Genomic DNA, 15,948 nt, shown 5'->3' with positions numbered 1-15,948 from the left:
GGTGCCTCGCCCAGCGTCCCCGGAGCAATTTCATGGACTGGACCTACAATATTCTCGGACCGGACCCCGTCGCGGGTTTGATGGTGATTCTCATTCTGGTGATCATCGAGGGCGTTCTATCGGTGGACAACGCGGCCGTGCTGGCGACGATGGTGATGCGTCTCCCCGAGGAACAGCGGGGGAAGGCCCTGAAGTATGGCATCATCGGAGCTTACGCGTTCCGGGGGCTGTGCCTCGCGCTGGCGGCATGGCTCATCACGATCTGGTGGCTGGAACCGCTGGGCGGGATTTATCTGCTATGGCTGGCCTGGAGCCATTTTTCCAAACACAAGTCCGTGGAGGAAGAGGGGGCGGAAGCCGTCGCGGCGGAGGGCAACCTGCTTTACCGCTGCACCATCGGCCTTCTCGGCCCGTTCTGGGCGACGGTTGCGGCGGTGGAGGTCATGGATCTGGCGTTCTCCATCGACAACGTCGTCGCCGCGATCGCTTACGTGAAAATGTATCCGATGCCATCGAAGCTCGTGCTCGTCTGCACCGGCGTTTTCCTGGGCATCCTCGCGATGCGCTTCGCCGCCACGGGATTCGTGAAGCTGATGCACCGCTATCCGTTTTTGGAAACGTGCGCGTTCGTGGTGATCGGAATCCTGGGCATCAAGCTGGTGCTCAGCGTGCCGCGCCATTTCCTTGATAAAACCAACGATTTCCACGCCTACCTCGCGGCGAAGTCTCCAGCTCTATCCTCGGCGGGCGACGCATTCCACTCTTTCCTGGCAAGCCATTATTTCGACTTGGGAACCTCGGTGCTCACCCTGCTGATCTTCATCGTTCCGGTGCTGGCGCACCGGCTCAAAGGTGGCGGGAATGGGTGATCGACAATACCGGGAGCCGATGATGTTTCTAATTGTCAAGGTTTGCTTCATTGTGATCGGGGGGACCGTTCTCGCATTGGGCGTGGCGCATGAGTTCTCCTGGTGGAAGCGGAGGACGTGGACCAGAGGGAAGGGCGTTATTGTCGGGTTCAAGGAGAGAGAGGGCGACGGAGTGAATTATGCTCCTGAAATTCAATTTGAAGGTCCTGCCGGCATCATACGGTTCACCTCTGGTTATGAATCCAGCAGGAAGCCTCGATTGGATGAGGTCGTCGAAATCGTGATCGATGAAGCCGGAAGTTCGGCGGAACATTTTACCTGGGTAAACAGATTTCTGAGCACGCTCTTCACCATCCCGTTGGGAGTTTTGTTGGTGATCGTGGGACTTGCAATGCAACCTGGTCTGGCGGGCCGAGCCCGATCCTCACAGTGTGACTGTTCAAAGGAAAGATGTACTTGCTATTGAGACTCGGTTTCAATAGAAGTCGCCGTGAGCGAGTCTGCCGCTCCGGCCAGAACCGGGGAGAAAATCGAAAAACCCATCTCGGAAATGTGGTGGGGGGAAGCCAACGACCTGCGCTGCGGGCGCGTGGCCGGGCGGATTGTTTCCGGAGGCTGGAGGTGGAAAGTCTCGTCGGAGGGGGCCATCTGGCTGTGGCTCAATCGGGAGGGCAGCGGACTGGTGTGGGGGGAAAAAGACCGTTTCATTCTAAAACCCGGCATGTACGCCATGACCGGTGGAGGCAAGGCGGGAGAGTGGTCCTGTGTGCGTTATCCCGGCATGCACACCTTGGAGGTCATTGTGATTTCCCGCGAGTGGCTGCGGGAACGGCTGGGCAAGAACATGGACTGGCTGCATCCCGAACTCGGGAAATGGCTGCGTGACGGGGGTTCGGTCGCCTTCTGTGGACTGATGGGTGTATGGGAGCGCGATCTATGCGAAGCCCTTGCCCAAGCGGCCCAGGAGGCCGGACCCAGCCGCCTGCTGGCGGAAGCCCGTGTGCTTGAATGGGCCGCGGTGCGGTTGTTCCGTGCCAAGCCTGGCGATGGAGGTAGCAGCTTCTGCTCCGCGATCCGCGACCGCGATCCTGTGAAGCGCGCCATCCACCTGCTCCGCGAACGGCTCGACCAGCCGCTGGACCTCACCTCGCTGGCGAAGGAGGTCGGCGTCGCGCCCCACCATCTTTCCCGCCGGGTCAGCAGCGAGACAGGGGATACCCTCCAGCGCCACCTGCGCCGCATCCGCATCGAGCGGGCATGCGAGGCACTGGACTCGGGGAAAATGAACGTCACCGAGGTGGCGCTCGAAGTCGGCTACCAGAGCCTCAGCCATTTCGCAAAAGCCTTCCGTGAGGAAGCCGGTGAGTCGCCCAGCAAATGGCTCGCCCGCAAACGCGGCTGAAAATCACCCATCAACCGAGATATCGAACACACCATGAAACCCGCTCCCAACCGCTTCATCCGCCCATGGAGGTTTTCCAGAATCCAACCGGGTCTACCGCTGCTGGTCGGCACCGCCGCCTGTATCGGACTTGTCCAGGCACAGGAGGCCGCGCCAAAAACCAATGCCGACGGCTCCACGGTGCTCGACACCCTGACCGTCACCGCGAGCCGTGATGGCGACGCGCGGATCCTCGACTATAACAACGAGAACAGCACCGTCGGCACCAAGACCACCACACCCCTCCTCGAAACCCCGCAGTCGATTTCCGTCATCACCGAGGACCAGATCGTCACCCGGAATGCCCAGGGTGTGGCGGAGGCCCTGCGCTATACCGCCGGCACCTCCACCGAAGCCTACGGCCAGGACCCGCGTGGTTACGATTGGGTGAACATCCGCGGGTTCGATGCCTTCAACAGCCGTTATCTCGACGGCCTGCGTCTGCAGAACTACGAATTTCCCGAAATCTTCGGCCTCGAACGGGTGGAGGTCATCAAAGGGCCCAGCTCGGTTCTTTACGGCCAATCCGTGGCGGGCGGCGTCATCAACGCGATCAGCAAGCGCCCGAAGGAGACTGCGTTCGGCGAGGTCGCGGCGGAGATCGGCACCCATGAATCCTACGAGGCCACCTTGGACGTCGGTTCGCCGCTCACTGCGGACGGCTCGGTGCTCTATCGTCTCACCGGACTGTTCAGGGACAGCCAGGAGGACAGCAACGGATTCCCGGTGGATGCCAGCCGCTACTACATCGCGCCCGCGCTCACGTGGAAAATCTCGCCGGACACGAAGATCGACTTCCGGGTGAGCTATTTCCACGGGGAAAGCACGCAGACCCCGAGTTATGCCTCCGCTCCGGACGGCAGCCCCACGAATGTGAAGGCCTTTGGTTACGGAAAATGGGACTACGAGGAAAATGACATCCTCAATCTCAACTATCAGTTGGAGCACCGCATCAGCCGGGATCTCGCATTCCGCCAGAACCTGCGCGCGTCCAGTTACAACGTCCAGGACAAGTATTTGAACTCCATGGGCTATCAGGATGATGGAAGTGGCAACCCCACCACCATCATGGACCGCACCGCTTCCATCTGGGACAGCGACTCGCTCTCGCTCGGGATCGACAGCCAGCTTGAATACAAGATCCGCGGCAGCCGGGTGGAGCAAACCTTGTTGGGCGGCTTTGACTATTCCTGGGCCAGCGCGGACACCGTCTATTATGATGATCCGGTCGGCAGCATCGACATCTCCGATCCGGACTACGGCCAGCCGATCCAGCGTCCCACCAGCCTACAGTCCGACAGCTATCAGAAATCCACCCAATACGGGCTATATCTCCAGGACCAGATCAAGTTCGACTCGAAATGGGTGGTCACCCTGAGCGGCCGCCATGACTGGGCGGAAACCGAAGTGAAGGAGCGCACGCTGAGCGGAACCCCTGATTTCCGCAGCGGTCAGGACGACAGCGCCTTCACCGGTCGTGCGGGGCTGACCTATCTGGCCGACAACGGCCTTGCTCCGTATGCCAGCGTTTCCAGTTCGTTTTACCCGAACTCCGGGCTCGACATCTCCGGAAATACTTTCGATCCCACCGAGGGAACACAGTATGAGATCGGCCTCAAATACGCGCCGAAAAACTTCCGCGGTGGAGCCACGCTGTCGTTGTATGACATCACCCAGAGCAACGTGCTGACCTCCAATCCCGCGGATGCCGCCTACTACGAGGCATCCGGTGAATGGCGTTCGCGCGGCATCGAGTTCGAGGGGAATCTCGGAATCACCGACAATCTCGACCTTCTGGTGAACACCACCCTTGGTGATGTGGAAATCACCGAAAGCGAGGATGGGGATGAAGGAAACACCCCCGGTCTCACTCCTGAGAAGTCCGCTTCCACCTGGCTGAACTATACGTTCCGGGACGGCACGCTGAAAGGGCTCATCCTCGGCGGCGGCGTGCGCTACGTGGGGACGAGTTATTCCTCGAGTTCGGATACCGCGAGGAAGAACAGCGACTACACCGTGCTTGACCTGGCGGCACGCTACGTCAGCGGACCGTGGACCTACGCGCTGAATGTGAACAACGTCTTCGACACGGTGGAATGGATCGACACCGAGTATCAATACAACAAGACCGCCGGAAATTCGGTGAATCTCTCGGTGGCATATCACTGGTGAACCATCGGTTCCGTCCTTGGATCGCGGCGGCCTGCCGCCGCTTTCCCCGGGTGGCCCGCCGCCACTCCGCAGCCTGCCGCCGGTCGGGAAGCGGCGGCAGGCCGCGCACGGTCCGACCATCGGTCACCCGCACAACCCACGCCACACCGCGTCCATCTCCCAGCCTCTGGCGGCGATCTTGAAGTGCGGGTTCCCCAATGAATCGAACAGGATCATCTCGGTGAACCGCTCGTCGTCGACCAGCACGCAGACGATGCGCAGGGTGTGGCAGACGCCGAAGTCCACTTCCAGCATGCTCCTGCCGTCATCCGCGATGATGCCGAGGATGCCGTTGGAAAGCTGGAGATTCTTCGGTTTCAACCAGGTGGTGAAACCGACGACAGGGGACACCAGCCCGCACCGCAGCTCGAGTTCCTTCTCGATGGCGTGGCAGAAGATGCGGGTGAGGGGATTCCGCTCCGGGTAGGAGCGCCGTTCGTCGGCCGCGGCCTGGCAGCAGGGGCAGATGACGGGACGGATGATGAATTCCTCCCGCCACCGCTGGTACTGCTCCTCCTGTAGGACATCCGCCGGATGGTGGTTCAGGCAGCGGGTGAAGTGTTCCATTTCGCTGATGTTCGGGATGGCCACCACCGACAGGGTCCTCGGTTCTCCATGCGTTGCGATTTCCAACGCGAGCGCCTGCCGGGTCCGGTAGTCGATCTCGACCCCGTGCACCGCCTCGACGGCCGCCAGTGAGAGGTGCAGCCCGTTTTCCGGGAAAAAGACGGATTTCGCGTCCTCGTCGTCGACCATTTCGGACAGCGGGACGATGGCGGCCAGTTCGGTCATCCAGTTCCGCGCGTGCACGTAGAGCGGCCCGCTGCGGGCCACCGCCTGCAGGAGTGATGGGACCGGCCCGGTGAAGCGGAGCGTGCGGCGGGCGACTTGGTAGGGATTCGGCTGGTGCATGTTGAAAAAAAGGATCAGGCGGCGGTGGGCTCCAGATAGATCCGGACGGGGCCGTGCGGCACCCGCGTCATACGGAAGTCCGGTGCCTCCACGTTGGCATACACCACATGGCGGCAGGCGTGGTCCGCCACGCGCAGCACCCCGCCTTCCGAGTCGATGAAGGAGGGGGTGAACCGCACCACGTTGCGGTGGATGTGATTCTTGATCTCGACCTCCAGCCACTCGCAGGCCCGCAGGGTCTCCGCCGCGGAGCGCACGAGGATGCCGTCGCTCGTGGTCCGCGAGGCGTCTCCCCAATCGTCCAGCCACGCTCCGGCACCGAGTTGGCGGCTCTGGGCGCAGTCCAGAGAAACGGCGTTGAACTTCCGCAGCAGCGCCGTGACCGCGGGGGATTCCCAACTGTAGCCATCCAGCCGGATGGAGAGATCGATCGCCTGGCCCGGCTCTCCCACCGCCAGCAGGGGACGGCGGTCGGAGGCGTCCGTCATCAGATAGATGTTCTGGGGCTGGCTGGTGTCCGTCTCCAGTCCGCTCACCTGGTCGTGCAGGATGTTCCAGCCGTTTTTCTGATAGGCCACCGCCAGCCCGAAAGGCGTGGTTTTCGCGAGGCTCAGCCCTTTCTGCCGCAGGACCATCGTTCCCTGGCCGAGGTAGCAAAGGTGGTTCAAAACCTCGGAAATCGGACTGCGCAGCATATACGCGCAACCGCACGGGGCCGACGGACTCTTTCGCCATGAACAGAACATGACCGCAGCATGCCACGGTTCCCGCGCTTTTGCTGGCGGTGGATTGTGCGGGATGAGCGGTCGCTTGCGGAATGGAGCGCTCCAAGTGGGTTTTCATCCCGTACGGAGGGCGTTGCCTCATTGACGTGGATGCTGTTGCCCGTGAAGCTGGCCGGGATGAGCGAGATGATCCTGGGAATTGATTTGGGCACGACGAATTCCGCCGTCGGTGTGGTGGACTCCGGCTTTCCCATCCTGCTGGCCAATGAGGACGGACGGCGCATCACTCCCAGCGCGGTCTGGATCGGTGCGGACGGCTCGGTGGAAACCGGTGCGAAGGCCCTGCGGCGCCGGTCGCTGGAACCGGATCGGGTGGTGACCAGCGTCAAGCGGCTGATGGGACGCAGGGCGGCCGAAGTGGAGGAGAATTTCCCGCTGGCGGTGACCGCCGGAGCGGATGGGTTTCCATTGGTGCTGGGGAAGTCGCCTGAGGAAATCAGCGCGGAAATCCTGCGGGAGATGAGGCGTGTCGCGGAGTGGAGGATGGGTGCGGAAATCCGCAAGGCGGTCATCACCGTTCCCGCGTATTTTCATGATGCCCAACGCGCTGCGACAAAACGGGCGGGGGAGCTCGCCGGGCTCGAAGTGGTGAGGATCATCAACGAACCCACCGCCGCGGCATTGGCATACGGCCTGGACAAACTGGGCGAAAAAGCCCGTGTCGCGGTGTATGATCTCGGTGGCGGCACGTTCGACCTCTCCATTTTGGAAATCCAGGACGGTGTCTTCCAGGTGCTCGCCACCCATGGCGACACCCGTCTGGGCGGCGATGATCTGGACGCCCTCATCCTGGCATGGATCATGGAGCGCGGAGGCGTTGCCGAAGTCGACAGCTCGGCACGGATCCGCCTCACGGCGGAAGCCGAACGGGTGAAGCTCGCCTTGTCCGATGGGGATGAAACGGTTTTCAGGGTCCCATTCTACGACGGAACCCGCAGCCTGGAGCAAGGGATCACAAGGGAACAGCTGGAGAAACTCGCCGCGCCATGGATTGCGAAAACGCTGCGTCTCTGCCGCCAGGCCCTTGCCGATGCCGCGCTGGAGGCTGGCGATCTGGATGCCGTCGTGCTGGTCGGCGGCAGCACCCGCATGCCCGCGGTCCGTCGCGCGGTGGCGGAGCTTTTCGGGCGGGAGGCGGATGTTTCACAGCACCCGGACGAGGCGATCGCCCTCGGAGCCACCATCCAGGGTGGCGTGCTGGGTGGCTCGCTGAGGCAGATGATCCTGCTGGACGTGACGCCGCTGAGCCTCGGGATCGAGACCTTCGGTGGTCTCATGAACGTGCTGATCCCGCGCAACACCACCATCCCGTGCAAGGCCGGGGAAATGTTCACCAACGCCGCGGACGGGCAGGCGGCGATGCGGGTGCGGGTGCTCCAGGGCGAGCGGGAGATGGCGAAGGACAACTGGGAGCTCGGCGGCTTCGACGTCGCTTTTTCTCCATCACCGAAGGGCCAGGCACGTGTCGGCGTGCAGTTCCGGATCGATGAAAATGGCATTCTCGAAGCCCTTGCGCGTGACGTCGCCACCGGCACGGATACCATCATCCGCATTGAAAGCTCGGCGGTGGACGTGGATGACGCCGCCGTCGAGGCGATGGTCAGCGAATCGGTGGAACATGCCTTCACCGACATGGCGGAGCGCGTTTTCACCGAAGCCAGGTTGAAAGCGGAGGAATTGCTCCCGGCGGTGGAATCCGTTTTGGCCCAGGGACTCGCACTGCCGGACGAGAAGCAGGAAATCGAGTCCGCCGCGGCAGCCGTCCGCGCCGCGCTGGCCGCGGGAGCCGCCAATCCCCTGAAAAAGGCTGTCCAGCAGCTGGATGCCGCCACCGAAGCGCTCGCCGCCCGTCTTGTGGAGCAGGCGATGGACGCCGCGCTGGACCGCCAACTCGCCGGTGAATGAGGGTAACCGCTTGCAACCGGCACCATTCCCTTCCATCCTGCTCCGCCTTCCATCCGCCTGATGAATCCCAGCCTGTCCGATCCCAACAACCACGCCCCCGAGCTTGCTCCGGGCGATGATTGGGGCGATGACGAGGCTGCTGCATCGACCCGTCCCGCCACCGCCGCGGTGCTTCCTCCCAGGCGGACTTCCGGCGAGCGCCCGGTCGCGGTGGTGGAGCCTGCGAGGGAGATCGGCCTTAGAATCGACTCCCAGCTGACCCGGGGGGATGCCTCGGACGCTCCCAGGCGGCTTGAGGTGCAGGAAATCAGTGGAAATGTCGTGAGGCTCCAGCAGTCGGCCGCCGCTCCACCCAAGGTCGAAAGACAGCTGAAATTTCACGAACGGCCTGTCCGGGAGGCCGCCGGGCACACACATGGAGAAGCCGCGGCCTGGGGAGGTTCGAAGCGCCATTCGACCCGCTGGCTGCTCGCGTCCGGTGCTGCTGTCGTGGCGGTGGTCGTTGGCGGGCTGTTGCTGCTGCCCTCCATCAACGCGCCCAATCAAGGACGGGATCGGAAAAGCGCGGCTTCGCATCTCGCAGCCGAGGAGGAGGTGGAAGGAATCGCGGCCATGAACGCGCTGATCGCCCGGCAGCCCGAGGCCATGCGGCTTTTCCGCTCCTACGCCACCGCCGGCCGTTGGGCGGATGTTGTCATGCTCATGCGGGAGGATCAGGCCAAGGATGGATCCCTGAAGGCACATTGGAAGCCCTTGGGTGTCTCCAAGGAATGGTGGCCTGCCGCGGATTGCTCATGGAGCGCCGACAAGCTCGGGCGGGATTATTATGGAATGCTCGAGGGCGAGCTGCCGGATCACACGCGGTTCACCGCTTATTTCACCCGGTCCGGGAACAATCTCATGTTGGATTGGAAGGCGACCACCGGTTTCGGCACCGCCACTTTCGAGCAGTTGAAAAACGGCCAGGGAGATCCGCAGGAGATCCGCGGGAAGATTTCCCCGGCGGAGTTCTACACCGCCACCTGGCCGGAGACGGAATATCAGTCCTACCGCTTCCTCGCGCCGGACGGTGTCGCCAGCATCTGGTGCTATGCCCGCAGGGACGAACCAGCGAATGCCCGTATCGCCCCACTTTTCAACCAGGGAGAGATTGTCCAGGAGTCCAAGGACTCTCTACCCTTCACCCTCCGTCTCCAGCGCGGGCCGGGTGACGCCTCCCCCAACCAATGGGCCATTGGCGAGGTGCTTTTCCAAGGCTGGGTCAAACCCTAAATCCGGATCTTCGTGAGCGAAAACAACATCTCCTGGTTTCATTGTGGCCGTTGCGGTTCCTTGTTCCAATCTCCCATCGGCAACACCGACGACCGCACCTGTACCGAATGCGGGCGGAACCCGTCACTCAGCCTGGAAGCTCCGCCCGCGCGACAAGCCGCACCCGGAGTTCCGGATGCGGTTCCTCCGCAGGGAGGTTCGGGCCGGTCGTCCGAACGTGGCAGGCATACCGTCCGGAAACGCAGGAGCAGCTATTTCATGTTCGGGTTGCTGGCGGGCTGGGGGTTGCTCGTGGGGCTCATCATTGTCGGCGCGCGGCTGCTTTGGCCGGAAGGGCGGGATGGCGCGCAGACCGGTCACCGGCAGGCCGCCGCATCCCACCAGTCCACGGAAGCGGAAATCACCGAACTCAATGAAGCCGCTCCGATCTGCACCGGCGTTCTGTCCGGTTTCCTCAACGCGGGAACACCTGAGGAGCGGAACCAGTTCGTGCTGGATCCCATCACCACCGCGGCCCGCATGGCCCGTTTTTATGAGTTGAATCCGATCGTGAACATCGATCCGGCGACAATCGCCAATACCGGAGGCACCCTGCTTGCGCTTCCCGGCCGCCGTGCCATCGAAACTCAATGGGAGGGGGCGGACAACCTGCGTCTCGACGCGGTATTCATCGAGAAAAACGGCGAGTGGAGATTGGACTGGGATCATTTCGCCCGCTACAGCGATTATCCATGGGCGCTGTTTCTGACCGGCAGCGGTCCTTCGGAAGGAGAATTCCGGTTGCTCGCGCGCGAGCGCCTCGCCAAAGAACGGAAAAACGAGAATACCGTCAGCGTCGTGCTCTACGCCCCGCGCTTCGGTCACAGTGGGGAAAGCGGTTCCCAGTCGCCGGAATTCCTGATCCGGCGCGATACCCGCGACGGTAAATTGCTGGACGCCGCGTTCGCGCTGCAGCGGAATGGCGGACGCCCTTTCGGAGTGAAGTTGAAGAGCAACAACCCCGATGGATTCATCCGCCTGCGGGTGAAGGTCCGCCGTGTGGAGCAGGACGGCGTGCGCCGCTTCGAGCTCGAAAAGGTCGTCGCCTGCCACTGGTATTCCACGGACGAACCGGGAGTGGAAATCACCGAGACGCCAGCGGAAAAGTGACCGTGGGACGGTGTGGAAATCACTCCGCCCGCAGCGCGCGCGTCATGTGTGGCAGGGGCTCCGTGCCGGGAAACCAATGCTGGAAGGCGAGGGCCCCTTGGTTGATCAACATGGAAAGCCCGTTCGTGGTCCGGCATCCGGCGGCATTCGCCAAGGCCAGCAGCGGGGTCACGGCGGGCTGATAGATGGTATCGTAAACCAGGTGATCCTTTCTCAGGCAATTCACAGGAAGGATGGAGGGATCGTCTGCTTTCAAACCGACTGATGATGTGTTCACGATGAGGTCCGAGCCGAGGCAATGCCCGGCAAGCTGCGGATCACCGAAGGAAATCGCGGTGATTTCCGTCCGGGGGGAAATGAGCCGCAGCCGTTCCACCAGTGGCCCGAGTTTTTCCGCCGTGCGGTTCACCAGCAGCAGTCTTGCTATTCCACGCAAACACGCCTGTGTGGCGATCGCCTGGCCGGCCCCTCCTCCCGCCCCGAAGATGGCGGTGGCCAGGGAAGAAAGTTCGACTTCGAATTCATTGCGCACCGCCTGTTCGAAACCCGGCCCATCGGTATTGAATCCACGGGTCGCGTCCTGATCGAAGCGGATGGTGTTCACCGCGCCAAGCGCCATGGCGTCCGGATGCACCTCGCAGTTTTCCATCGCCTCCAGCTTGTGCGGAACCGTCACGTTGCAGCCGATGAATCCCAGCGCGCGCATGCGTGAAAACGCCTCGCCCACCTGTCCCGGTTCGATGTCCAGGCGGATGTAGCGCAGGTCCATGCCGAACGCGTCCAGCGCCGCCTGGTGCATCTTGGGCGAGGCGGAATGGGCGATGGGATGGCCGATCACCGCCAGCTTCGCGGGCTTGCCGGCTCCGGCGTCCAGCAGCTCGCGCGAGGCGAGATCATCGATGGTATAGACGTGTTTCATCCGTGGAAAAAATCAGAGGATGCCTGCGAAATCGCGGACGCGTTTCACGCAGCGGCCCCTGCCCAGCAGGTTCAGCACATCGCCCAGATCCGGGCCATGGCCGCGGCCCGTCAGCGCGACGCGCAGCGGGAACATCAGTTGCCCGGCCTTCGCTCCCGCGGCGGTCGCGGTTTCCGCCAGCGCCGCTTTCGCCGCATCCGCGGACCACTCGGTGATGGATTCGAAAGCGGTGGCCAGCGCTGCGAGAAGTCCGCCCGCCGCCGCGTTTCCGCGAACCTTCGCGACGGCTTCATCGTCGTTGCTGAAATCGTCCTTGAGCAGGAAATCCACCGCCGCGGGCACATCGCCAAGCAAACGGACCTTTTCCTTCACCGCGGCGATCACCGCCACGTAGTTGTCGGAAACCGGCAGACCTTCCGCTTCGACGAACGGCTTCGCCGCAGCCGCGAAATCCTCGACGCTGACATTGAGGAGATGTTGCTGGTTCACCCACTTGCACTTCTCGATGTCGAACCGCGCCGGAGCGCGGTTGACGTTCTCCAAGGTGAAAATGTCCGCCAGTTCTCCCAAGGTGAAGATCTCCTGCTCCGTCTTCGGATTCCAGCCCAGCAACGCGATGAAATTCACCACCGCGCTGGATTGGAATCCCTGGCGCGGGTAGTCTCCCACCGCCGCACCCTCGTCGCGTTTCGACATCTTCGATCCGTCCGGATTCAGGATGAGCGGGATGTGCGCGTATTGAGGAGCCTTGCCACCGAACGCCTCGATGAGCTGCAGGTGCTTCGGCGTGTTCATCAGGTGATCCTCGCCACGGATGACGTGGGTGATCTCCATTTCCAGGTCGTCCACCACATTCACGAAGTGGAAGACATAGGAACCGTCCGAGCGTTTCACCACCATGTCGGGAGTGTTGGATTCGTCACGGTAGTCGATGGTGACCTCGCCGCAGACGAGGTCGTTCATGGTCACCGGCTTGCGCTCGAAGCGGAAACGCCACGCGCCTCCGTCTTCGTAAACGCGGTCCGCCGCCACGAGTTTCGCGAACCACGCGTCGTAGATCTCCTTGCGCTCGCTTTGATAGTAAGGCCCGTAGTCCCCACCTTTTTGCGGCCCCTCGTCCCAGTCGAGGCCCAGCCAGTTCATGCCGTCGAAGATCGCCTGGCGCGCGGCATCCGTGTTCCGTGCCTCGTCCGTATCCTCCACACGCAGCACGAACACGCCGCCATGCTTGCGGGCGAAGAGCCAGTTGAACAATGCGGTGCGCGCCCCGCCGACGTGGAGGTAGCCGGTGGGCGATGGAGCGAAGCGTGTGCGGACGGTCATGCGCGACGTGTAGATGGAGGATTCTCCCGCGTCCAGCACCGGGAGCGCGGAATTCATTCCGCGCGAACGGCTCCAACCCTGTTCCCCCTACTCACCGCGGGGAGTCCCCACCCGATGGAACGCCCATCCCGCGATCCCGTACACGCGATCACGCACTAGGAAAGCATCCTGAAATCAGGTATCTCTATTCCCGTCGCCGCAAGCAAGCCCACCCCCGGGCAAGCAAACGGAGATCCCCCCAAGCCCCCCGAAAAACAGATCCCCCCAAGGAACAGAAATCCCCCCGATCGAGAAAAACCGGTGTGAATCGCGAGCCCCCCGCAACGATTCCCGCCGGTTTCTCATTGTAACGGATGAGAGCCTCCTCCGGGAGCCGCGGTATTCATTCCGCACGGGCCACATACACCGTGCTTTCCGATTCTTTCTCCAGCAATGGATTGGGAAATTTCACGACATGCGCGATCGCATCGCCGAAGACTTCCACCAGATACTTCAGAAATGTCTCATCCGGCGCATCGTCGGACCACAACGCGAACACCCCGCCCTCATGCAACTGCCCTGCGAGACGGCGCAATCCGTCCTCGCTGTAAAATCCGGCGTTTCCTTCGTGCAGCAGTTTTTGCGGCGAGTGGTCGATGTCCAGCAACACCGCATGAAATTTCCGTCCGGCCCGCGTTGGATCGAATCCGACCTCGGGCGCCGCCGCGAGTGCGAAAAAGTCGCCATGTATGAACCGGCAGCGCGAGTCGTCGTTAAGGGTCTTACCCAGCGGCACCATCTCCTTCTCGTGCCATTCGATGACCGGGGCCATCACGTCCACCACCAGCAGCTCCGCAACCCTCGTATCCTTCAGCGCGGCGACCGCCGTGTAGCCGAGGCCCAGTCCGCCGACAACCACATCCAATTTTTCACCACCCACCGCCGCCAGGCCGAGATCCGCCAACGCCACTTCCACCTCATGAAACAAACTGGACATGAGATAGCCGTTTCCCAGCAGCACTTCGTAAACGATGAGATCGTCCAACATCGTCATCCGCCGTCGGCGCAGGATGAGATCGCCCAGAGGCGTTTTCCGGAAATCCAGTTCTTCAAACAGCGGCTTCATTCATGAGCGTAGGCGGGAAACGGGTGGCTGCGAACTTATTGTCACCGCATCAGCCATCGAAAAAATGGCGTCCGGCCTTCGAGCCATCCGTCTCAGGATCACTTCCCAATACACGTACCTGCCAATGTCTGAAATCACGGGAGGCGCGGACTTGTTTGGGGTGATCTCGCGCACCTCATGGGAGAGGGAAAGGCCTTCGTCCTTCACATCACGGCAGTTTCCAGCCGATCTTGTATTTCGCGTATTCCGCTTTCGGCAGGAGCACGTAAACCGGGTTTTTCCCGGGATCCATCTGGGAGATCAGCCACTGGAGCTTCGTCTTTTCCATGGTGGTGCAGCCGGCGGTGGGGGATGCTCCGTCGCGCCGCCAGATGTGGAAGAAGATGGATGAACCCGCACCGGGAGTGACGTCCGGCGGGGCGTTGTGGGCGATGAAAAGCTTGAGGGAATGCGCGGCGTCATCCTGCTTCATCTGTTGTTTCTTCTCCCAGTCCGTGGACGGTTCGTGGTCGAGGATGACGTTCTTGTTATACTGGGGCGATGCGGGGTCCTCCACCCAGAGATCCCGGGAGGTGACCTGCCGGTAGGGCAGGCCCGGATTTTTTTTGATGGTGGTGTCGTATCCCCATGCTCCGCCGATCTCGAACACGCCCGCGGGCGAGCGGTTGTCGCCCTCTTTCTTGGTGCGGACTCCCGGGGGCACGGGACTCATGCCTTTCCCCCAGACGAGGCCGCTTTTCCCGAGGCGTCCCTTCCATGGTGTCGAGACGGGTTTCCACGCGCCACCGGATTTCTGGTAGAGCGTGAGCGTGACGTTGGAGCTGTCCCAGCCATCGGAGGTTCCGACGAGGCATTGGGAGGAATTTGCGGGCAGTTGGAAGGCGGCGAGCGGAAGCATCGCCAGCAGCGAGAGTGTGAGAACCTTGAAGCTCATCATGATGCCAAACCAGTAGCCGCACTTGCGCCATCAGGCAAGGCCTGGTGGCGTTTGGACCCGACTTCCGCCGTCTAGGCGGCCCCGGCGCGACACTCCTGATAGGGGATGTGCTTTTCCATGCTTTTCAGGTCACGGATCCAGGCGTCCAGCAGGGCTTCCTCCTCCCTGCCCACCCAGCCTTTCTCGATGAGGCAGGCGTAGCAGCGGACGAGCAGTTGGTGGATGTCCGCGTCCTCCTCGAACGTGATGTCCATCAGGGCGGTGCGGATTTCATCGTTGTTCACATAGCCGGAGACCTCGTCGCAGAAATCACGGTGGAGGCTGTGTTCGTTCCGCTCCTGCCAGACGGTGCTGCCGTGGAACATGACAGGGTAACCGAGGTGGTGGAGCACGCGCTGGGCCACGAAGCTGCGCCAGATGTCCGTCATGCGGAAGCTGCAATGCGCGGGCAGGTAGAGGAGCGGGAAGATCTTCCTGAAGAAGGTGGTGTTCTGGCTGTTGAAGGGACACCACGCGCCTTCTCCGAGGGCGACGGGTTCCACATCCTTGTCGAAGACGAACGGCAGTGGAAACAACATGCGGTAGACCGCGTCCACATCCGGATTGTCGTCCGCCAGTCCCTGTTGCAGCGGGCAGTCCATCAGCTGTTTCCCGGAGGGCGCGGGTGGCGTGTCGCGCGACCGGTCGAGGGGCAGTCCGCGCGGGTAGATGAAGTTTTCCGAGAAATAGGCGTATACGTTCACCCAGCCGTCATGGTTCACCGGACGGCAGGCGACGATGGGATTCCTCGGCTGCCAGAAGGAGTCCCGTGGGAAATTGTCGTCATCCGTCTCGACGATGACCTCGGCACCGCGCGCGATGGCTTCCAGGTAGGCGATGTTCTTGCGGGCGTACGAGCGCGTCGGGCAGAGCCTGCCGAGTTCATGGATGCCGGCCTGCTGGTGTTCCACGGTCAGGTAATGGCAGCCGGTCAGGACGAAGCCGGGCGGGCTTTTGGTGTCGCCGGCGACGATGAAGTCCCATCCATGGGAGATGGCTCCCGCGGCGAGGGACCTGAGGACCGGGTTGGGAGCGGAGATGCTGGTGACGACAAGGGCGGTTTTCGGGTTCATAGGGATAG

The 15,948-nt window shown here is 62.2% G+C and carries 13 protein-coding genes; 6 read left to right on the top strand and 7 right to left on the bottom strand.

The window, feature by feature from the left end; translation table 11 throughout:
* The first annotated feature begins 32 nt into the window (after positions 1 to 32).
* The 3 genes from JIN84_RS06810 to JIN84_RS06800 all read left to right on the top strand — a co-directional run bounded on the left by JIN84_RS06810 (position 33) and on the right by JIN84_RS06800 (position 4,482).
* Positions 33 to 869, top strand: coding sequence for a TerC family protein (locus JIN84_RS06810; RefSeq protein ID WP_200350280.1), 837 nt, complete (start codon positions 33 to 35; stop codon positions 867 to 869).
* 490 nt (positions 870 to 1,359) lie between these two features.
* Positions 1,360 to 2,271 (top strand): helix-turn-helix domain-containing protein, encoded by a 912-nt coding sequence (locus JIN84_RS23355; RefSeq protein ID WP_200350279.1) that lies wholly within the window; start codon positions 1,360 to 1,362, stop codon positions 2,269 to 2,271.
* A gap of 33 nt (positions 2,272 to 2,304) precedes the next feature.
* Positions 2,305 to 4,482, top strand: coding sequence for a TonB-dependent siderophore receptor (locus tag JIN84_RS06800; protein ID WP_200350278.1), 2,178 nt, complete (start codon positions 2,305 to 2,307; stop codon positions 4,480 to 4,482).
* Between the two features lie 123 nt (positions 4,483 to 4,605).
* On the opposite strand, the gene JIN84_RS06795 is transcribed toward JIN84_RS06800, so the two are convergent.
* Positions 4,606 to 5,433: a hypothetical protein gene (locus JIN84_RS06795; protein ID WP_200350277.1), complete on the bottom strand. Its 828-nt coding sequence runs from the start codon at positions 5,431 to 5,433 to the stop codon at positions 4,606 to 4,608.
* Between the two features lie 14 nt (positions 5,434 to 5,447).
* Entirely contained in the window at positions 5,448 to 6,128 is a 681-nt protein-coding gene (locus tag JIN84_RS06790; protein ID WP_200350276.1) for a hypothetical protein, read from the bottom strand.
* Between the two features lie 180 nt (positions 6,129 to 6,308).
* On the opposite strand from JIN84_RS06790, the gene JIN84_RS06785 reads away from it, so the two are divergent.
* Genes JIN84_RS06785 through JIN84_RS06775 form a run of 3 tightly spaced genes read left to right on the top strand, consistent with a single transcriptional unit; the run spans position 6,309 to position 10,544 of the window.
* Positions 6,309 to 8,123: an Hsp70 family protein gene (locus tag JIN84_RS06785; protein ID WP_234043254.1), complete on the top strand. Its 1,815-nt coding sequence runs from the start codon at positions 6,309 to 6,311 to the stop codon at positions 8,121 to 8,123.
* Between the two features lie 60 nt (positions 8,124 to 8,183).
* A complete protein-coding gene (locus tag JIN84_RS06780; protein WP_200350275.1) occupies positions 8,184 to 9,395 on the top strand; it encodes a hypothetical protein in 1,212 nt (403 codons plus the stop codon).
* A 12-nt stretch (positions 9,396 to 9,407) separates the two neighbouring features.
* Positions 9,408 to 10,544, top strand: coding sequence for a hypothetical protein (locus tag JIN84_RS06775; RefSeq protein WP_200350274.1), 1,137 nt, complete (start codon positions 9,408 to 9,410; stop codon positions 10,542 to 10,544).
* 19 nt (positions 10,545 to 10,563) lie between these two features.
* On the opposite strand, the gene aroE is transcribed toward JIN84_RS06775, so the two are convergent.
* The 5 genes from aroE to JIN84_RS06750 all read right to left on the bottom strand — a co-directional run bounded on the left by aroE (position 10,564) and on the right by JIN84_RS06750 (position 15,940).
* Positions 10,564 to 11,463 carry a shikimate dehydrogenase gene (aroE, locus tag JIN84_RS06770; RefSeq protein WP_200350273.1) on the bottom strand — a complete coding sequence of 300 codons (900 nt, stop codon included), beginning with the start codon at positions 11,461 to 11,463 and terminating at the stop codon, positions 10,564 to 10,566.
* A gap of 12 nt (positions 11,464 to 11,475) precedes the next feature.
* Positions 11,476 to 12,843 carry a glutamate--tRNA ligase gene (locus JIN84_RS06765; RefSeq protein ID WP_234043250.1) on the bottom strand — a complete coding sequence of 456 codons (1,368 nt, stop codon included), beginning with the start codon at positions 12,841 to 12,843 and terminating at the stop codon, positions 11,476 to 11,478.
* Between the two features lie 325 nt (positions 12,844 to 13,168).
* The gene (locus tag JIN84_RS06760; protein ID WP_200350272.1) at positions 13,169 to 13,891 is read right to left on the bottom strand and encodes a polyamine aminopropyltransferase; all 723 of its coding nucleotides are present in this window, start codon (positions 13,889 to 13,891) and stop codon (positions 13,169 to 13,171) included.
* Positions 13,892 to 14,099: 208 nt separating this feature from the next.
* Positions 14,100 to 14,828, bottom strand: a complete 729-nt coding sequence (locus JIN84_RS06755) for a L,D-transpeptidase family protein (protein WP_200350271.1) — start codon at positions 14,826 to 14,828, stop codon at positions 14,100 to 14,102.
* A gap of 71 nt (positions 14,829 to 14,899) precedes the next feature.
* Complete coding sequence (locus JIN84_RS06750; protein ID WP_200350270.1) at positions 14,900 to 15,940, bottom strand: STELLO glycosyltransferase family protein; 1,041 nt, start codon at positions 15,938 to 15,940, stop codon at positions 14,900 to 14,902.
* Between the last annotated feature and the right edge of the window lie 8 nt (positions 15,941 to 15,948).

Origin of the sequence: Luteolibacter yonseiensis, assembly GCF_016595465.1 — a bacterium.
GTDB lineage: Bacteria > Verrucomicrobiota > Verrucomicrobiia > Verrucomicrobiales > Akkermansiaceae > Luteolibacter > Luteolibacter yonseiensis.
Note: the sequence above shows the minus strand (reverse complement) of the source record. Positions and strands in the feature narration are given on the sequence as shown.